Annotated in this window: 15 protein-coding genes; 2 read left to right on the forward strand and 13 right to left on the reverse strand. The window is 64.8% G+C overall.

Annotated features, from left to right (window positions below):
- The first annotated feature begins 8 nt into the window (after positions 1-8).
- On the forward strand, positions 9-2,192 hold the full coding sequence (locus SOM61_RS01115; protein ID WP_320472366.1) for a TonB-dependent receptor: 2,184 nt from the start codon (positions 9-11) through the stop codon (positions 2,190-2,192).
- Positions 2,193-2,243: 51 nt separating this feature from the next.
- On the opposite strand, the gene SOM61_RS01120 is transcribed toward SOM61_RS01115, so the two are convergent.
- The 3 genes from SOM61_RS01120 to ppsA form a co-directional block, all read right to left on the reverse strand.
- Positions 2,244-3,164, reverse strand: a complete 921-nt coding sequence (locus SOM61_RS01120) for an SPFH domain-containing protein (RefSeq protein ID WP_320472367.1) — start codon at positions 3,162-3,164, stop codon at positions 2,244-2,246.
- A 32-nt stretch (positions 3,165-3,196) separates the two neighbouring features.
- Positions 3,197-3,625, reverse strand: a complete 429-nt coding sequence (locus SOM61_RS01125) for an NfeD family protein (RefSeq protein ID WP_320472368.1) — start codon at positions 3,623-3,625, stop codon at positions 3,197-3,199.
- Positions 3,626-3,795: 170 nt separating this feature from the next.
- Entirely contained in the window at positions 3,796-6,228 is a 2,433-nt protein-coding gene (gene ppsA, locus SOM61_RS01130) for a phosphoenolpyruvate synthase (protein ID WP_320472369.1), read from the reverse strand.
- A gap of 201 nt (positions 6,229-6,429) precedes the next feature.
- Here ppsA and ppsR point away from each other — a divergent pair, with 201 nt between their 5' ends.
- Positions 6,430-7,278: a posphoenolpyruvate synthetase regulatory kinase/phosphorylase PpsR gene (gene ppsR, locus SOM61_RS01135; RefSeq protein WP_320472370.1), complete on the forward strand. Its 849-nt coding sequence runs from the start codon at positions 6,430-6,432 to the stop codon at positions 7,276-7,278.
- A gap of 441 nt (positions 7,279-7,719) precedes the next feature.
- On the opposite strand, the gene SOM61_RS01140 is transcribed toward ppsR, so the two are convergent.
- The 10 genes from SOM61_RS01140 to rseP form a co-directional block, all read right to left on the reverse strand.
- Positions 7,720-8,928, reverse strand: a complete 1,209-nt coding sequence (locus SOM61_RS01140; protein ID WP_320472371.1) for an EAL domain-containing response regulator — start codon at positions 8,926-8,928, stop codon at positions 7,720-7,722.
- A 63-nt stretch (positions 8,929-8,991) separates the two neighbouring features.
- Positions 8,992-9,777, reverse strand: a complete 786-nt coding sequence (locus SOM61_RS01145) for a TrmH family RNA methyltransferase (protein ID WP_320472372.1) — start codon at positions 9,775-9,777, stop codon at positions 8,992-8,994.
- On the reverse strand, positions 9,774-10,451 hold the full coding sequence (gene rnhB, locus SOM61_RS01150) for a ribonuclease HII (RefSeq protein WP_320472373.1): 678 nt from the start codon (positions 10,449-10,451) through the stop codon (positions 9,774-9,776). The genes SOM61_RS01145 and rnhB overlap by 4 nt, the downstream gene beginning before the upstream one ends.
- 6 nt (positions 10,452-10,457) lie before the next feature.
- Positions 10,458-11,621, reverse strand: coding sequence for a lipid-A-disaccharide synthase (gene lpxB / locus SOM61_RS01155; RefSeq protein ID WP_320472374.1), 1,164 nt, complete (start codon positions 11,619-11,621; stop codon positions 10,458-10,460).
- Between the two features lie 4 nt (positions 11,622-11,625).
- Positions 11,626-12,414, reverse strand: coding sequence for an acyl-ACP--UDP-N-acetylglucosamine O-acyltransferase (gene lpxA / locus SOM61_RS01160; protein ID WP_320472375.1), 789 nt, complete (start codon positions 12,412-12,414; stop codon positions 11,626-11,628).
- A 10-nt stretch (positions 12,415-12,424) separates the two neighbouring features.
- Positions 12,425-12,922, reverse strand: a complete 498-nt coding sequence (fabZ, locus tag SOM61_RS01165; protein ID WP_320472376.1) for a 3-hydroxyacyl-ACP dehydratase FabZ — start codon at positions 12,920-12,922, stop codon at positions 12,425-12,427.
- Positions 12,919-13,968 carry a UDP-3-O-(3-hydroxymyristoyl)glucosamine N-acyltransferase gene (lpxD, locus tag SOM61_RS01170; protein WP_320472377.1) on the reverse strand — a complete coding sequence of 350 codons (1,050 nt, stop codon included), beginning with the start codon at positions 13,966-13,968 and terminating at the stop codon, positions 12,919-12,921. The genes fabZ and lpxD overlap by 4 nt, the downstream gene beginning before the upstream one ends.
- Positions 13,969-14,005: 37 nt before the next feature.
- Positions 14,006-14,566 carry an OmpH/Skp family outer membrane protein gene (locus SOM61_RS01175; RefSeq protein WP_147935856.1) on the reverse strand — a complete coding sequence of 187 codons (561 nt, stop codon included), beginning with the start codon at positions 14,564-14,566 and terminating at the stop codon, positions 14,006-14,008.
- A gap of 40 nt (positions 14,567-14,606) precedes the next feature.
- A complete protein-coding gene (gene bamA / locus SOM61_RS01180; protein WP_320472378.1) occupies positions 14,607-16,943 on the reverse strand; it encodes an outer membrane protein assembly factor BamA in 2,337 nt (778 codons plus the stop codon).
- A 93-nt stretch (positions 16,944-17,036) separates the two neighbouring features.
- On the reverse strand, positions 17,037-18,374 hold the full coding sequence (gene rseP, locus SOM61_RS01185; RefSeq protein WP_320472379.1) for an RIP metalloprotease RseP: 1,338 nt from the start codon (positions 18,372-18,374) through the stop codon (positions 17,037-17,039).
- Positions 18,375-18,381: the final 7 nt, after the last annotated feature.

Raw genomic sequence — 18,381 nt, forward strand, 5'->3', positions numbered from 1 at the left:
CAAGACACATGAGCACGCTGCGCTTCACTTTGACTCCGGCCGCGCTGGCCGCCGCCCTGCTCGTTTCTTCAACGGCGTTTGCCCAGCAAGCCGAGCCGAAATCCGACGAGAACATCGCGACCGTGGTCGTGACCGCCTCGGCCGACGCCTCGGCCCAGGGCTTGCCTGCAGCGTACGCCGGTGGCCAGGTGGCGCGCGGCGGCCGCCTGGGCCTCTTGGGCAACGTCGACATCATGGACACCCCGTTCAACAGCACCAACTACACCCATGCGCTGATCCAGGACCAGCAGGCGCGCAGCGTGGCCGACGTGGTGCAGAACGACCCGTCGGTGCGGGTGGCGCGTGGTTTCGGCAATTACCAGGAGCTGTACATGATCCGCGGCTTCGCGGTCGGCTCGGACGACACGGCCTATAACGGCCTGTACGGCCTGCTCCCGCGCCAGTTCGTGGCGACCGAGCTGATGGAACGGGTGGAGGTGCTGCGCGGAGCGCACAGCTTCATCAACGGCGCGGCGCCGGCCGGCGGCAGCATCGGCGGCTCGATCAACATCCTGCCCAAGCGCGCGCCGAACCAGGAACTGAGCGAAGTGACCGTGGGCGTCGAGACCGGCGGCCAGGGCTACGGCGCCATCGACCTGGGCCGCCGCTTCGGCGAGGAAGGCCGCGCCGGTGTGCGCGTCAACGTGGCGCACCGCAACGGCGACACGGCGGTCGACCGTGAAGAGCGCGAACTCTCCGTGTACTCGATCGGCGTCGACTACCGCGGCCGCGGCTACCGCCTGTCGGCCGACGTCGGCGCGCAAGACCACCAGCTGACCAATGCCCGTCCGAGCGTGGACCTGGCTGCCGAGCTGCCGATGATCGCGGCGCCCGATTCGCGCCACAACTTCGCCCAGCCATGGACCGTCTCGAACGAGCGCCACACCTTCGGCACCGTGCGCGCCGAAATCGACCTGGGCGCGAACGCGGTCGCCTGGGCCGCCGCCGGCCTGCGCAACGGCCAGGAATTCAACATCCTTGCCGGCATCGACGTCAACGCCGTCAATGGCGACGCCACCATGAGCCGCTTCGACAATATTCGCAAGGACCAGGTACGCACCGGCGAAGTGGGCGTGCGCGGCGAGCTGCGCACCGGCGCCGTCAAGCATACGCTGAGCGCGTCGGCCTCGGGCTTTCACTCCGAGTCGCGCAACGCCTTCGGCATGAGCGACTTCGCGGGCTTCGCCACGAACCTCTATACGCCGCGCGACGTGGCCCCACCGCCGCCCGACGCCTGGCCGTCCGGCGGCGACATGAATAACCCGCTGCTGACGGGCAAGTCCATCCTGTCGAGCCTTGCGATTGCCGACACTATGTCGTTCATGGACGACACGGTGCTGGTCAACGTCGGCCTGCGCCACCAGCGCATCAAGGACTACGGCTACTACAATGACACAGGCCTCGAAAGAGACGGCTACGAGGAAAGCGAGAACACGCCGTTCGCCGCCATCGTCTACAAACTGCGCAAGGACCTGTCGGTGTACGCCAACTACAGCGAAGGCCTGCAGCGCGGCCCGGAGGCATCGGGCGTCGACATCGTCAATTCGGGCACCAAGTTCGCCCCCTATGTCTCGCGCCAGCGCGAAGCGGGCGTCAAGTACGACAGCGGCCATTACGGCCTGACCGCGGCCGTGTTCACCACCAGCCAACCGAGCGCCTATGTCGAGAACAAGGTGTTCGGCGTGTTCGGCGAGCAGCGCAACCGCGGCCTCGAGCTGTCGGTGTTCGGCACCCCGGTGCGCGGCCTGAAGGTGCTGGGCGGCCTGACCCTGATCGACGCCGAGCAGCGCATCACCGAGGGCGGCAAGAACCAGGGCAAGGACGCGATCGGCGTGCCGCAGACGCAGCTGAACATCGGCGCCGACTGGGACGTGCCGGGCGTGGACGGGCTGTCGCTGAACGCGCGCACCGTGTACACCTCGAAGCAGTACGCCGATGGCGCCAACCTGCAGAAGCTGCCATCGTGGACCCGCCTGGACCTGGGCGCGACCTACAACACCCGCTTCTTCGACCGTGACCTGACCCTGCGCGCGCGCGTGGACAACGTCACGGACAAGAATTACTGGGCGTCGGCCGGCGGTTATCCGGGTGCGGGCTACCTGGTGCTGGCGGCGCCGCGCAGCGTGGTGGTATCGGCGACGGTGGGGTTCTGATGGTACTGTAGCGCACTGGAGGCCATGCCGTCGGTCATCAGGACAGGTGCTTCATTTTTGCGCCTTCACGATCTGCAGCGCGCTGGCGATCACGGTGCTCATATCGCCCAGGTTAGCCGGCACGATCAGGGTATTGTTGGTCTTGGCCAGGTTCGCGAACGCGTCCACGTAGTGCTCGGCCACGCGCAGGTTGACCGCGTCCATGCCGCCGGGCGACGCGATCGCCTCGCCCACCTGGCGCAAGGCCGCTGCGCTGGCATCGGCCAGCGCCACGATGGCGGCAGCCTCGCCCATGGCGCGGTTGATCTCGGCCTGCTTCTCGCCCTCGGAGCGCGCGATGGCCGCCTCGCGCTCGCCGCTGGCGATATTGATCTGCTCCTGGCGCCGGCCTTCCGAGGCCGCGATCAGGGCGCGCTTCTCGCGCTCGGCCGTGATCTGGGCCTGCATCGCCAGCAGGATCTCGGCCGGCGGCGTCAGGTCCTTGATCTCGTAGCGCAGCACCTTGACGCCCCAGTTGGCGGCCGACTCGTCGATCGCGTTCACGATGTGGGTGTTGATGAGGTCGCGCTCTTCGAAGGTCTTGTCCAGCTCCATGCGGCCGATCACCGAGCGCAAGGTGGTCTGGGCCAGCTGCGTGATGGCCTGGATGTAGTTCGACGACCCGTAAGAGGCGCGCATGGCGTCGGTCACCTGGAAATACAGAATGCCGTCCACGTGCAGTTGGGTGTTGTCGCGCGTGATGCAGACCTGGGGCGGCACGTCGAGCGGAATCTCCTTCAGGCTGTGCTTGTAGGCGACGCGGTCGATGAAGGGCACCACGATGTTCAGGCCGGGGGCCAGGGTGGCGTGGTACTTGCCGAGGCGTTCGACCACCCAGGCGTTCTGTTGCGGCACCACGTTGATGGTCTTGAACACGAAGACCAGGGCGATGGCGAAGATCACGATCGCGACCACGCTGAAAGACAGTTCCATGTGCATCCCTTCCTGTTATGGGTTGTTCTTGTTCAGGCCTGGCGGCGGGCGACGATCAGGCGGTTGCCCTTGACCTCGACGATCTCGAAGTCGCCCGGCTCCGGTTCCAGGCCGGCGCGCAGCTCGACGTCCCACAGCGCGCCCCGGTACATCACACGCGCGCGCCGTTCCTGCCACTGCGGCACGGTGACGCGCTGGCCGATGTCGAGGTTGATGCTGGGGTCGTTCGCGGCCTGGCCGCGTCCGGGCCGCGCGTAGCGGGTGCGGCGCAGGATCATGGTGGCGGCGATGCCGACGATCGCCGCCACCAGCGTCTGCAGCGGGCCGCCGGCGCCCAGCCAGGCGGCGGCTGCGCCGCACAGCAGCCCGATCGCGATCATCAACAGGTAGAAGGTGCCGATGAACAGCTCGGCCACGATCAGGATGCCGGCGCCGATCAGCCAGTACGTCCAGTCGGACATGTCAGGGTCTCCTTCTGTTTATCTGAAATAAAAAAACCCTCGCTACCCGGTATGGGTAAGGAGGGCTCTGCACCGCCGCACGATAGGCACGGCGGTCATTCTTGAGGGCTTGGAAAGCGATCATTCCTGCCAGTGTAGCACCGGCGGCCCCCGATGGGGCATGTCGACGATCAGGCCCCGGCCAGCTTCTGCCAGGTCTCGATCACCGAATCCGGGTTGAGCGACATCGACTCGATGCCCTCATCCACCAGCCACTGGGCGAAGTCCGGATTGTCCGAAGGCCCCTGACCGCAGATGCCGACGTACTTGCCTTTCTTGAGGCAGGCCTTGATCGCCAGCGACAACATCGCCTTGACGGCCGGGTCGCGCTCATCGAAGTCCTTGGCCAAGAGCTCCATGCCCGAGTCGCGGTCCAGGCCCAGGGTGAGTTGGGTCAGGTCGTTGGAGCCGATCGAGAAGCCGTCGAAGTACTCGAGGAACTGCTCGGCCAGGATGGCGTTGGACGGCACTTCGCACATCATGATCAGGCGCAGGCCGTTTTCGCCGCGCTTCAGGCCATTCTTGGCCAGCAGGTCGACGACCTTCTCGGCCTGGCCGAGGGTGCGCACGAACGGCACCATCAGCTCGACGTTGGTCAGGCCCATCTCGTTGCGCACGCGTTTCATGGCCGCGCATTCCATCGCGAACGATTCGGCGAAGTCCTCGGCCAGGTAGCGCGCGGCGCCGCGGAAGCCCAGCATCGGGTTCTCTTCGTCCGGCTCGTAGCGCGAACCGCCGATCAGCTTCTTGTACTCGTTCGACTTGAAGTCGGACAGGCGCACGATCACTGTCTTCGGCCAGAAGGCAGCGGCGATGGTGGCCACGCCTTCGACCAGCTTGTCGACGTAGAAGGCGCGCGGCGAGGCGTGGCCGCGGGCGACCGACTCCACGGCTTTCTTCAGGTCGGCGTCGATGTTCGGGTACTCGAGGATGGCCTTCGGGTGCACGCCGATATTGTTATTGATGATGAACTCGAGACGGGCCAGGCCGACGCCGTTATTGGGCACCGACTGGAAGTCGAACGCCAGCTGCGGATTGCCGACGTTGAGCATGATCTTGGTCTTGATCGGCGGCAGTTCGCCGCGCGCGACTTCGGTGACCTCGGTTTCCAGCAGGCCGTCGTAGATCATGCCCTCGTCGCCTTCGGCGCAGGACACGGTGACCAGGGTGCCGTCCTTGAGGACATCGGTCGCGTCGCCGCAACCGACCACCGCCGGCACGCCCAGCTCACGCGCGATGATCGCCGCGTGGCAGGTACGGCCGCCGCGGTTGGTGACGATCGCCGCGGCGCGCTTCATGACCGGCTCCCAGTTCGGGTCGGTCATGTCGGCCACCAGCACGTCGCCCGGCTGCACGCGTTCCATCTCCGATGGGTCGGTGATGACGCGTACCGGGCCGGCGCCGATCTTCTGGCCGATCGCGCGGCCGTGGGTCAGCACGGTGCCGCTGCCTTTCAGCTTGAAGCGCTGCTGGGCGTCGGTAGCCTTCTGCTGCGACTTCACGGTCTCGGGACGCGCCTGCAGGATGTACAGTTTGCCGTCGCGGCCATCCTTGCCCCACTCGATGTCCATCGGACGGCCGTAGTGGTTCTCGATGATCATCGCGTACTTGGCCAGCTCGATGATTTCTTCCTCGACCAGCGAATAGCGGTTGCGCAGTTCGATCGGCACGTCGACGGTCTTGACCGAGCGGCCGGCCTTGGCCTCGCTGGTGAACTCCATCTTGATCAGCTTGGAGCCGATATTGCGGCGGATGACGGCCGATTTGCCCTGGGCCAGCATTGGCTTGTGAACGTAGAACTCATCCGGATTCACCGCGCCCTGCACCACGGTCTCGCCCAGGCCATAGCTCGAGGTGATGAACACAACGTCCTTGAAGCCCGATTCGGTATCGATGGTGAACATCACGCCAGCAGCGCCGGTGTCGGAACGCACCATGCGCTGCACGCCGGCCGACAGCGCGACCTCGGCGTGGGTGAAGCCCTTGTGCACGCGGTAGGAGATCGCGCGGTCGTTGTAGAGCGAAGCGAAGACGTGCTTCATCGCTTCGAGCACGTTGTCGATGCCGACCACGTTCAGGAACGATTCCTGCTGGCCGGCGAAAGATGCATCCGGCAGGTCTTCGGCGGTGGCCGAGGAGCGCACGGCGAACGAGACTTCTGTTTCCGAACCGGCGACCAGGCGCTCGTAGAACGAATGGATTTCGCTTTCGAGCCGTGGCTGGAACGGGGTCTCGACGATCCAGCCGCGGATCTCTGCGCCGGCGGCCGCGAGCGCGCGCACGTCGTCGACGTCCAGGTTCTCGAGGCGGGTCGCGATGCGCTGGCCCAGCGATGGGCCGCCATCCGCGCTGTGGTCGAGGAAGTCGCGGAAGGCGTCGGCCGTGGTGGCGAAGCCGGTCGGCACGCGCACGCCGGCGCCGGCCAGCTGGCTGATCATCTCGCCGAGCGAGGCGTTCTTGCCGCCGACCGACTCGACGTCGGTCATGCGCAAGTCCTCGAACGAGGCCACGTAGACGCGGTTGGCCGCGTCTGGCGTCAATGCTGGAGTAGCTAGGTTAGTCATGATAAAACACCCTTACTTGATGATGGAAAGCTGTTGGCGCATCGGTGCCGGTAAGCGGGGGCGTCTTGACGTGTTCTTGTTATTCTGGCCCGCGTGCAGCACAATGCAAAACCCGTTGCCGAGCATTTTACCCCGCGACAGGGTGAAGTGCAGCGCACTTTTGATGTTACTTTGTCAGCAAAGCATACCGATTCCGCCATCATGACCGACGATTCCCTGCCTCCTCCAGTCACCGCTTCGCGCACCGTCTTCTTCGTTTCGGACGGCACCGGCATCACGGCGGAGACCTTCGGTCACGCCGTGTTGAGCCAGTTCGACCTGCGTTTCCGCCAGATCCGGCTGCCATTCGTGGATTCGATCGACAAGGCGCACGACGCCGCGCGCCGCATCAACGAAAGCTTCGCGCTGCACGGCCAGCGGCCGATCGTGTTCTCGACCCTGGTGAAGCACGACCTGTCGAGCGTGATCCGCTCGGCGAACGGCATGCACATGGACCTGTTCCAGACCTTCGTCGCGCCGCTCGAGCAAGAGCTGGACGTCAAGTCGACGCACACGATCGGGCGCATCCACAATGCAGTGGACACCGAGGAATACAAGAACCGCATCGAGGCGATCAATTTCTCGCTGGCGCACGACGACGGCCAATCGCACAAGAACCTGGCCGAGGCCGACGTGATCCTGGTCGGCGTTTCCCGTTCCGGCAAAACGCCGACGAGCCTGTACCTGGCGATGCAATACGGCCTGAAAGCCGCAAACTATCCGTTGATCCCCGACGACTTCGAACGCGGCAAGCTGCCGAGCTCGCTGCCGCCATTCAAGGCCAAGCTATTCGGCCTGACGATCACCCCCGAACGCCTCTCGCAAATCCGCAACGAGCGCCGCGCCGGCAGCAAATACGCCTCCCTGGAAAACTGCCGCTACGAAGTCAACGAAGCCGAACACCTGATGCGCCGCGAAGGCATCCGCTGGCTCTCGTCGACGACGAAATCCATCGAAGAAATCGCCACCACCATCCTCCAGGAAATCAAACCCGACCGCCGCGAGTATTAACTCGCCCATTAGGGTCAGAGTCGAATTATCGAGAAAGCTTATTGTGCGCCCATTAATTCTGCACAAGCCAGCCTCCACTTGCCCAAAAGCTCGTGCACATTAATTAGGGTCAGAGTCGAATTGTTTGACAACTTTGAGGAATTGCTCGGCAATTCTACTCTGACCCTAATTATTTTCTGCGGTTTGAGCGCTTTTGGTCGAGCATTCAGGAAATAAGATGCCGTGGAGGACGATCACCTCCACGTGTTAGCGCTATATCACTAAAAAATTAATTAGGGTCAGAGTCGGATTGTTTGACAACATTCACGGTTGAGCCGTTAATTCGACTCTGACCCTAATTATCCCTAGAGTAATTGGCCAACAATTCGACTCTGACCCTCATTATTTGCAGGCCGAATTTGAGAAATTGCTCAATAATTTTACTCTGACCCTAATTGGGGGTTAGAAGAATTGGCGCCAGTCGGCGAGCCAGGAGGGGAAGGCGGTGGCTTCCATGGGGTTGGCGATGTGGTAGCCCTGGGCGTAGGTGCAGCCGAGGCTTTGGAGGAAGTCCCAGTCCTGGCGGGTTTCGACGCCGACGGCGACTGACATGCGGTCGAGGCTGTGGGCCAGGTTCAGGCAACTGCGTAAAACCGTGCCCAAGGGGCGGCGTTTCGAGGCGCCGTCGACGAAGCTGCGGTCGATTTTCAGTTCGGTGAAGGGGATGCGCGCCAGTAGTTGCAGGTTGGATCTTCCGGTGCCGTAGTCGTCGATCGCCAGGCCGAAGCCCATCATGCGCAGGCGGACCAGGCGTTCGATGAAATCGGGGTTCGTGTTCAGGACCGACGATTCGGGCAGTTCGAAGGTGATGTAGTCGGGCAGGACCTTGTGGCGATCCAGCGAGGCCACGATCTGGCGCACGAAGGCCGGATGGGCCAGCGTTTCGGGGGCGATGTTCAGCGAGATCGGGACCGGGATCCCCTGCTCCTGGAACCAGCGGCAGCGCTCCACCGACAGCTCGATCATGCTCCAGTCCAGGAAGTCGATGCGGCCGCTCTCTTCCAGCGCTTCCATGAAGGATGCGGGGCCCAGCACGCCGTGCTCGGGATGGCGCCAGCGGGCGAAGGCTTCCAGGCCTTTCACCTGGCCGGTCGCGAGCTCGATCTTGGGTTGGAAGAAGGGCTCGAACTGGCGCTTCTGCAGGCCGATGCCGATCTGCTGGAACGCGAAGCGCGGGCCGCCGGGCTGGCGCGCCGGCCGCGCCAGCGGGGCGTAGTTGTCGAGCAGCGGCTTGAGTTTGGCGGCAGTGACCGGCCTGGCGATCACGCCGAGCAGCTCGACGCCGTAAGCTTCGGCCAGGGTCTCGACCGAGAACAGCAGATCGGCCGGCTGCGCGCCCGTCACCACCAGGCGCGCCGGCGTTTGAATCTCGTCCCGCATCTCACCCAGCTTGCGGATCAGCTCCAGCCCATCCATGCCCGGCATCGCCAGATCGACGATGGCGACGTTCACCGCCGGCGCCAGGCCGGCCTCCAGGGTCTGCAGCGCGAGATGCCCGTCCGGTACCTCGGTGACGCGGCTGGCGCCGAGCTGGCCCAGCAAGTCCACCAGCGCCCTGCGCTGGGCCGTGTCGGCTTGTGCCACCAAAAAATGCAAATGCGCGATGTCCATCGTTGCTCCAGTTTCCCAGCCGCCAGCCTACGCGATGCGCGGGAAGCCGTCCATACTTAAGAGCTACATCTGCTGCTGACGCAGTCCCTCGAAGAAGCACACGGCCGCGCAGGCGGCGACGTTGAGCGACTCGACCTGGCCCGCATGCGGCACCGCGACCCGGTGGGTCGCAAGCTTCAACAATTCATCCGACACGCCCTGCCCTTCGTGCCCCAGCACCCAGGCCACCGGCCGGCGCAGGTCCAGCGCATAGAGCCGCTCGGCCGCGTAGCCACTGGTGGCCAGCACCGGCACCTTCGCAGCGCGCACCAGCGGCGCCAGCTCCACGCCCTCGAAGATGTCGAGCACGAAGTGCGCGCCCATCGCCGCGCGCAGCACCTTGGGCGACCAGCAGAAGGCCGTGCCGGGGCTGCAGTAGACCTGCTTGATGCCGGCCGCCGCCGCGCTGCGCAGGATCGAGCCGACGTTGCCCGGATCCTGCACGCCGTCCAGCAGCACGCTCGACCCCACCAGGGCCGGCGCCGCCGAGGGCTGCGGCGAATCGATCACGAACAGCAGGTGCACGCCATGTTCGACCTGGCTGACGGCGTTGAACAGCGCGTCGGGCAGCGCCGTCACCGGCGCGCGCAGCGTATCGCAGCGCGCAACGATGGCCTGCACTTCGCGGTTGCCGAGCGCGCCTTCCGACACCACGCAGTGGCGCGGCGCGCCGCGCAGGTCGAGCCAGCTCTGGCACAGGTGCACGCCGTCGAGCAGGCTTTGTCCGGCCTTGCGCCGCGCCTGCGAGCTGGTGGCCAGGCTTTTCAGGTCCTTGTAGAACGCGTTGTCGCGCGAGCTGATGGTTTTCATACTGCTTCTGCTTCAGTCATGGGGGCACCCAGGTCGGCAAACAGGTCGACCTGCAGCATATCGCGCACCGGCGCAAACGAACGGCGGTGCGCCGGCGACGGGCCGTGCAGGCGCAGGCGCTCCAGGTGCAGCGCCGTGCCGTAACCCTTATGCTGGTCGAAGCCGTATTGCGGGTAGAGGTCGTGCAGGCGCACCAGCGCGGCGTCGCGCGCGGTCTTGGCCAGGATCGAGGCGGCCGAGATGGCGTTGACCTTGTCGTCGCCCTCCACGATCGCATGCGCGCGCACCTGCATCTGCGGGCAGCGGTTGCCGTCGATCAGGGCCAGCGTCGGCAGTGTGTGCAGCGCTTCCACCGCGCGCCGCATCGCCAGCATGGTCGCCTGCAGGATGTTGATGCTGTCGATCTCTTGGCACGAGCACTCGGCGATGGCCCAGGCCAGCGCATGCTCGCGGATCAGCGGCGCGAGCTGGTCGCGGCGGGCCTCGCTCAGCTTCTTGGAGTCGCGCAGGCCCTCGATCGGCCGCAGCGGATCGAGGATGACGGCAGCGGCGAACACCGGCCCGGCCAGCGGACCGCGCCCGGCCTCGTCCACACCGCACACGATATCGAGCTCGGTGAACGGCCGCAGCCTGGGCGGCAAGCCCGGATACAGATTGATCTTCTTCTTTCTCATATCAACTCACGCGGCCCCGGGGCCCTGTGCAATGACGCGTAACACCGCCTCCGCGCTCTCGCGCGCACTGTCGCGCAGCAGGCTGTGGTGCATCTCCAGGAAGCGCCCGGCCAGCCGTTCGCGCCCGGCCGCATCCTGCAACTGGGCCCACACGGCGTCGGCCATGGCCTCGGGCGTGGCCGCATGCTGGATCAGTTCCGGCACCAGGAACTCGCGCGCCAGGATGTTCGGCAGGCCGATCCAGGGCTGGTAGCCCATGTGGCGCATGATCGCGTACGACGCCGCCATCACTTTATACGCGATCACCATCGGTTTCTTGAACAGCGCCACCTCCAGGGTCGCGGTGCCGGACGCGACCAGCACCGCGTCGGCGGCGGCGATCGCCGTGTGCGAACCGGCGGCGGTCACCTGCAGCTCGACGTCCTGCAAGCCGGCCTTGACCACGAGCTCGTCGAAATAGGCGCGCTGGCGTTCGCCGACCATCGGCACCACGAAGGTCAGGCCAGGATCGCGCGCGGCCAGCAGCTTGACCGCGCGGATGAACGGCTCGGCCAGGTATTTCAGTTCACCCATGCGGCTGCCCGGCATCACCGTCACCACGCGCGCGTCCGGATCCAGGCCGAGCGCGCGCCGCGCCGCGGCGACGTCCGGCACCAGCGGGATGGTCTCGGCCAGTGGATGCCCGATATACGTCACCGGCACGTTAGCCTCGCGATAGATCGCTTCCTCGAACGGGAAAATCACCAGCATGTGCGACACAGCGCGCTGGATCTTCTTGATCCGCCCGCCGCGCCAGGCCCAGATCTGCGGCCCGATGAAGTGCACGGTCGGAATGCCGGCGCCGCGCAACTGCTCTTCGAGTCCGAGATTAAAGCCGGGGTAGTCGGCGCCGATGAAGGCGGCCGGCCGCTCGGCGATGAGACGGTCGCGCAGCCGGCTCTGGATGCGTTTCAGTTCAGGGTAGCGGGGAATGACTTCGAACAGGCCGCGCACCGTGAGCGTGTCCATCGGGACCTCGCTCACCATACCCTGCTCGATCATGCGCGGCCCGCCGATGCCATGGAAGCGCGCCTTAGGAAGATGCGGCCGCAGCCCGGCCAAGAGGCGTGCGGCAAGCATGTCGCCGGACGCCTCGCCGGCCACCAACGCCAGCGAAACGTCGTTTGTCATATCGTTAGCGGACGATGCCACGGGTGGCGGAGCCGAGGAACTCGCGCAGCAGGCGAATGTCTGCGCTGGCCGCCGGCAGGCGCTCTTCTTCGGCCAGCAGAGCCGTCTTGGCTTCTTCCAGCGTCAGGTTCGAGCGATACAACAGTTTATAGGCGCTGCGGATGCCATCGAGCTGTTCGCGAGTAAACCCACGGCGCTTGAGGCCTTCGAGGTTCACGCCGCGCGCACCGGCCGGATTGCCGGAGACGAGCACGTAGGGCGGCACGTCCTGGGTCAGGCTAGTATACATGCCGATGAAGGCATGGGCGCCGATCTTGCAGAACTGGTGCACGCCCGCGTAGCCCGACAGGATGGCCCAGTCGCCCACCTGCACGTGGCCCGCGAGCTGGGCGTTGTTCGAGAAGATCGTGTTGCTCCCTACCTGGCAGTCGTGCGCCACGTGGACGTAGGCCGAGATCCAGTTGTCGCTGCCGACGCGGGTGACGCCTTCGTCCTGGACCGTGCCCAGGTTGAAGGTGACGAATTCGCGCACCGTGTTGCGGTCCCCCACTTCGAGGCGGGTCGGTTCGCCGTTCCACTTCTTGTCCTGCGGCGCGCCGCCGATCGAGCAGAACTGGAAGAACTTGTTGTCCTTGCCGATCGTCGTGTGGCCTTCGATGACCACGTGCGGGCCAACCACGGTACCGGCGTCGATGCGCACATGCGGCCCGACGATCGAATACGGGCCGACCTCGACCGAGCTGTCCAGCTCTGCCTTCGGATCGACGATCGCGGTCGAATGGATTTTACTCATCTGGCTCTCCTTACTCGGCCACGCTTTCAGGGCCTTTCATGGTGGCTTCCGCGGCGCCGCGGATGGTGCACATCAGCTCACCCTCGACCGCCACCTTGCCGTCGACGGTCGCCACCGCCTTGTACTTCCAGATGCCGCGCGAGACGCGCAGGATCTCGATTTCCATGCGCAGCTGGTCGCCCGGCTCGACCGGACGCTTGAAGCGGGCGTTGTCGATGCCGACGAAATACACCACGGAGTTTTCGTCCGGCTTGACGTTCATGGTCATGAACGACAGGATGGCCGCGGTCTGCGCCATCGCTTCGATCATCAGCACGCCCGGCATCACCGGCTTGTGCGGGAAGTGGCCGTTGAAGAATTCTTCGTTGACGGTGACGTTCTTGATCGCGACGATGCGCTTGCCCAGTTCGACGTCCAGCACGCGGTCGACCAGCAGCAGCGGATAGCGGTGCGGCAGGTATTCCTTGATCTGGGTGATGTCGAGGGTCTTGAGTTCTGGAGTGGTCATTTTTGTTCTGTCAGGTTTCTGATGGTTTTCTCGAGCGTGCGGATCTTGGCGCGCATCGAATCGAGATTGCGCACGATCGCGGCGCTGCGCTCCCATTCGGCGTTCTTGGCCAAGGGGTAAAAGCCCGTGTACTGGCCCGGTTCGAGGACCGAGCGCGACACCATGCTGCCCGAGGAAATATGGACGTTGTCGGCGATCTCGAGGTGGCCTAGCACCATGGCGGCGCCGCCGAAGGTGCAGCGGCTGCCGATCTTGGCGCTGCCGGCCACGCCGACGCAGCCGGCCATCGCGGTGTGCGCGCCGATGCGGCAGTTGTGGCCGATCTGGATCTGGTTGTCGAGCTTCACCCCGTCTTCGATCACGGTGTCGTCCAGCGCACCGCGGTCGATGGTGGTGTTGGCGCCGATGTCGACGTCGTCGCCGATCAGCACGCGGCCGGTCTGCGGGATCTTGATGTAGGCGCCGGCTTCGACGGCAAAGCCGAAGCCGTCGGTGCCGATCACCGCGCCCGAATGCAGGATGCCGCGCTTGCCGATGCGGCAGCGCGCATGGAAGGTCACGTTCGCGAACAGCTGCGTGTGCTCGCCGATCGCGGCCTCGCGTCCGATGAAGCAGCCGGCGCCGATCACGACGTGGGCGCCGACAATGGCGCCCTCCTCGATCGTCGCATGCGGCCCGACGTGGGCGGTCGGATCGACCGTGGCGCCGGGATCGACCACGGCGCTCGGATGGATGCCGGGCGCCGGCGCCTGCTCGGTGAGCGACGCGAAGTACTGCGCCGCGCGGGCAAAGTAGGCGTAAGGGTTGGTGGTGACGATGCGCGCGCCTTCATAGGTCGCGGCCACCGTCGGATCGTCCAGCGGCGACAGGATCAGCGCCGCGGCCTGGCTTTGCGCGGCCAGTGCGCGCAGCTTGCTGTTGCTGAGGAAGCTGATGTGCGAAGCGCCGGCGCTGTCCAGGGGGGCGATCGCCTGGACCTCGAGGTCCGGGTTGCCCACCAGCTGTCCGCCGAAGCGCTCGACCAAATCGCCCAGTCGAATGCCCATCTCGGTCTTTCCAGTGTAAGTCAAAATCGGTACTGCTTTATTTGTCGAGCAGCTTCAGGATCTTGTCGGTGATGTCCACGCGCGGGCTGACCCACGCCGCCTCGACCAGCACGGCGTCGAGTTTCTCCTGTTCCGCGACCTGCTCGACCAGCTTGTAGGCCTTTTGCGCGATCGCGGCGCGCTCTTCGTTCTTGCGCTGCTGCAGGTCTTCCTGGAACTCGCGCTGCATACGCTCGACGTCCTTCTGCATGTTGTACAGCTCGCGCGCGCGGCGCGTGCGGTCCAGCTCATTCAGGCCGGCCGCTTCGGCGTCGAACTTCTCGGACGTCTGCTTGTACTTGCCGACCATCTCTTCGACCGCCTTCTGGCGCTTCGAAAATTCTGCGGTCAGCTTGGCGTCTGCCGCCTTGGCCATCTTGGAGTCGGTCATCAGGCGCTCGGTGTAGACGAAGCCGATGCGGCTGATGGTCGCCTGCGCCTGGGCCAACGGCGCAATGGACACTCCGACGACCGCAGCCAGCACCAGCGAGGCGCCGAGCGCGGGTCGAACCGTGGACTTGCGTCCACCAGGCAGCGAGTCAATCAGATTTTTCAACATAAAGTCTCTCGCAATCGTTCTTCAGGTCGCAGCGGTCCGCTTAGAAGCCGGTGCCCATCTGGAACTGGAAGCGCTCCAGGCGGTCGCCCGGCAGCGAATTCAGCGGCTTAGCATAACTCAACTTGAGCGGACCGACCGGGGAAATCCAGGACAGGCCGATACCGGCCGAGTAGCGGAACTCGTCGAAACGGATCTTCGCGTCTTCCTGGAACACCTGGCCGCCGTCGACGAAGGTGAACCAGCGCAGGCTGCGGTCGGTGCCGCTGCCCGGGAACGGGAACTGTAGCTCGGCGTTGCCGATGACGCGCTTGGAGCCGCCGATCGCATCGTAGTAGCGCGGATCGACCACACCCAGCGACGAGCTCTCGTAGCCGCGCACCGAACCGATGCCGCCCGCGTAGAAGTTCTTGAACACCGGGTAGGCGCTGCCGCCGATGCCCTTGCCGTAATCGAACTCGCCGCGCAGGGCCAGGGTCATCCAGCGGGTCAGCGGTTTCCACCACTGGTGCTCGTAGACCATCCGATAGTACTTGGCGTCGCCAATGGCGTCGATCTCGAAGTTGGCGCGCTGGAAGCGGCCGCGGGTCGGGGTCACGGCGCTGTCGCGGGTGTCGCGGCCCCAGGCCGCGGTCAACGGGATCGCGTTGGTGGTCGCCTTGCCGATGCCGCTGGCCGGGCCGCCATTCTGGCGCACGAAGGTCTGGTAGACCGTCGGCGAAGTCTGGTCGGTTTCCAGCTCGGTGCGTTCCAGGCCGGCGCCGAAGTAGACGGTGTCGGATTCGGAGAACGGCACGCCGAAGGTCATATTGCCGCCCATCTGCTTGACGGTATAGGAACCGATGTTCAGCGCCGGCGGACGCGAGGTGCGCAGGTACAGCGAGAAGGCGCGCGAGATGCCGTCGTCCGTGAAGTACGGATTGGTCTGCGAGAACGCGATCGTGCGGTTGTACTTGCTGGTGTTCAGTTCGATGCCGACCGTGTTGCCGCTACCGGCGAAGTTGGCCTGCGAGATCGACGCGGTGAAGGTGAACTTCTCGGACTGCGAGAAGGCGCCGCCGATCATGAAGTTACCGGTCGGTTTTTCTTCGACCGCGATGTTCACGTCCACCTGGTCCGAGGTGCCAGGCGATTCCGGCGTCTCGACCTTCACGTCCTTGAAGTAGCCGAGGCGGTCGACGCGGTCGCGCGAGAGCTTGACGCGGTTGGCGTCGTACCACGAGCTTTCGAACTGGCGGAATTCGCGGCGAATGACTTCGTCGCGGGTGACCGTGTTGCCCGAGATGTTCATGTGGCGCACATAGGCGCGCTTGCCCGGATCGACGAAGAAGGTGAACGCGACTTCGCGTTTCTCGCGGTCGAGTTCCGGGTTGGCCGTCACGTTGGCGAAGGCATAGCCGAAGGTGCCGAGACGGTCGGCGATGAACTTGTTGGTCGCTTCCTGCAGGTCGCCGACATAGGTCTTGCCCGGCTGGAGCATGATCAGCTCCTTGAGCTCTTCCTCGCGGCCGAACATTTCGCCTTCGAGCTTGACGCTTGAGACGGTGTACTGCTCGCCCTCGGTGATATTGAGGGTCAGGTAGATGTCGCGCTTATCGGGCGTGATCGAGACCTGGGTCGATTCGACGTTGGCTTCCAGGTAGCCGTGGTTCAGGTACCAGGACTTGATGGTCTCCAGGTCGCCGGTCAGCTTTTGCTTGGAATACTGGTCGGCCTTCGAGTACCAGGTGAACCAGCCCGACGGGCGCAGTTCGAGCAACTGGCGCAGCTGCTTGTCGGAAAAGGCCTTGTTGCCGATGATGTTGATGCCCTTGATCTTGGCAACATCACCCTCGTCGATATTGAACATGACCGTCACGCGATTGCGCTCGATCGGGGTCACGGTGGTGGTGATCTTGACGCCGTACAGGCCATGCGACAGGTACTGGCGCTTGAGCTCTTGTTCCGCGCGGTCGACCGAGGCCTTGTCGAAGATGCGGGTCTGGGCCACGCCGATCTCGGACAGCGCCTTGACCAGCATGTCTTTTTCGAATTCCTTGGTGCCGGTGAAATCGACCGACGAAATCGCCGGGCGCTCCTCGACCAGCACCACCAGCACGCCATTTTCTTCCTCGAGGCGGATGTCCTTGAAGAAGCCGGTGGCGTACAGTGCCTTGATCGCGCTCGAGGCCTTGGCGTCATCGAAGGTCTCGCCCACGCGCACCGGCAGGTAGCTGAACACGGTGCCGGCTTCGGTCCGCTGGATGCCTTCGACCCGGATATCCTTGACGACGAACGGGTTGGCGGCCAGCGCATTGCTTGCGCACAGGGTCAGCACGGCCGCGCCGATCAAGCTGCGACGAATGAACGGCAGGGCAAAACGATCTGGTTGTGATTTCATTGGCTGGATCAAAGGGTCAGTCATTTGGACAACGATTGCATATTATTCTGTGCCGGGAATGTCGCACCCGACTCCGGGAGCGAATGGGGGCCGCTAAAGCAGCCGCACCAGATCATTGAAGACGGCGAGCGCCATCAGCATGAACAGCAGGCCGACCCCGGCGCGCTGCGCGAACTCTCCGACGCGCGCAGGAAGGGGACGCCCGGTCAAAACTTCCAGCGAATAATACAGTAAATGGCCACCATCCAGAACTGGAATTGGTAACAAATTCATTACTCCTAAGCTGATACTAATAAAGGCGATGAACTGTAAATAGCTTACGAGACCTATTCTTGCAGTCTGTCCGGCATAATCGGCGATGGTAATGGGACCGGTAACATTCTTCCACGACGCTTCCCCGGTAATCATCTTCCAGATCATCTTGAGGGTCATCACGCTGGTGTCCCAGGTGCGCTCGGCACCGCGCGCGATCGCCTCGAACGGGCCCGAACTCACGGTCACCATCTCCGGGGCCTGGGCCACCATGGCCTTGATCACGCCGCGGCCATTCGCATCCGGCTCCGGGGTCAAGGTCAGCGCCACGGGACGTCCGCCCCGCTCGACCTCGATCGCCATCGGCCTGGCCGGCGATGCGCGCACGGCCTCGATGAAGGCGATGCCATCCACGACCGGCTTGCCGTCCATGCGCAGCACCAGGTCGCCGTCCCGCAGGCCGGCGCGCTGCCCTGCCCCATCCGCGATCACCTTCTCGATGCGCGGCTGCGGGCGCCACAGGTCCAGGCCCAGTTCGGCCATCACGTCGGTCTCGACGTCGAGCCGGCCGACCACGGCCGCCGGCAAGGTCGCGCCATAAGTGCCGCCGTTGGCGCCGCGCAGTTCGAGGCGCGCGTCGGATTTATCGACCGCCGCCTGCAAGACCTGCCAGCGCAACTCGGTCCACGAACGCACCTCGTTGCCGTTCACCGCCACCACGGTATCGCCGCCGCGCACGCCGGCTTTGGCTGCCTCGGATGCCGCCGGCGCCTCACGCAGGCGCGCCGACGGCTCATCCACGCCATGCATATACAGCGCAGCCATCAGGCCGATCGCCAGCAGGAAGTTGGCCAGCGGGCCGGCGGCCACGATGGCGATCCGCTTCCAGACGTTCTGGCGCGTGAATTCGCGATCCAGGTCCGCATCGTCAGTCGGCGCGGTCTCGGGGTCGCGCGCATCGAGCATCTTGACGTAGCCGCCCAGCGGCAGCATGGATACCGCCCATTCGGTCTGGTCCTTGCCGAAGCGGCGCGACCAGACCACCCGGCCCATCCCGACCGAGAAACGCAGCACCTTGACGCCGCAGGCGCGCGCGACCAGGTAGTGGCCCAGTTCGTGGATCACGATCAGGGGACCGAGCGCCAGCACGAAAGCCAGCACGGTGTAAAGCATGGTCATGGTGCGC

The organism is Massilia sp. CFBP9012 (assembly GCF_034045115.1).
In the GTDB taxonomy this organism is placed as follows: Bacteria; Pseudomonadota; Gammaproteobacteria; order Burkholderiales; family Burkholderiaceae_D; genus Telluria.

Coding starts and splice junctions, on each gene's coding strand:
- SOM61_RS01115 (WP_320472366.1), top strand. CDS start 9: ATGAGCACGCTGCGCTTCACTTTGACTCCGGCCGCGCTGGCCGCCGCC.
- SOM61_RS01120 (WP_320472367.1), bottom strand. CDS start 3,164: ATGGAACTGTCTTTCAGCGTGGTCGCGATCGTGATCTTCGCCATCGCC.
- SOM61_RS01125 (WP_320472368.1), bottom strand. CDS start 3,625: ATGTCCGACTGGACGTACTGGCTGATCGGCGCCGGCATCCTGATCGTG.
- ppsA (WP_320472369.1), bottom strand. CDS start 6,228: ATGACTAACCTAGCTACTCCAGCATTGACGCCAGACGCGGCCAACCGC.
- ppsR (WP_320472370.1), top strand. CDS start 6,430: ATGACCGACGATTCCCTGCCTCCTCCAGTCACCGCTTCGCGCACCGTC.
- SOM61_RS01140 (WP_320472371.1), bottom strand. CDS start 8,928: ATGGACATCGCGCATTTGCATTTTTTGGTGGCACAAGCCGACACGGCC.
- SOM61_RS01145 (WP_320472372.1), bottom strand. CDS start 9,777: ATGAAAACCATCAGCTCGCGCGACAACGCGTTCTACAAGGACCTGAAA.
- rnhB (WP_320472373.1), bottom strand. CDS start 10,451: ATGAGAAAGAAGAAGATCAATCTGTATCCGGGCTTGCCGCCCAGGCTG.
- lpxB (WP_320472374.1), bottom strand. CDS start 11,621: ATGACAAACGACGTTTCGCTGGCGTTGGTGGCCGGCGAGGCGTCCGGC.
- lpxA (WP_320472375.1), bottom strand. CDS start 12,414: ATGAGTAAAATCCATTCGACCGCGATCGTCGATCCGAAGGCAGAGCTG.
- fabZ (WP_320472376.1), bottom strand. CDS start 12,922: ATGACCACTCCAGAACTCAAGACCCTCGACATCACCCAGATCAAGGAA.
- lpxD (WP_320472377.1), bottom strand. CDS start 13,968: ATGGGCATTCGACTGGGCGATTTGGTCGAGCGCTTCGGCGGACAGCTG.
- SOM61_RS01175 (WP_147935856.1), bottom strand. CDS start 14,566: ATGTTGAAAAATCTGATTGACTCGCTGCCTGGTGGACGCAAGTCCACG.
- bamA (WP_320472378.1), bottom strand. CDS start 16,943: ATGAAATCACAACCAGATCGTTTTGCCCTGCCGTTCATTCGTCGCAGC.
- rseP (WP_320472379.1), bottom strand. CDS start 18,374: ATGACCATGCTTTACACCGTGCTGGCTTTCGTGCTGGCGCTCGGTCCC.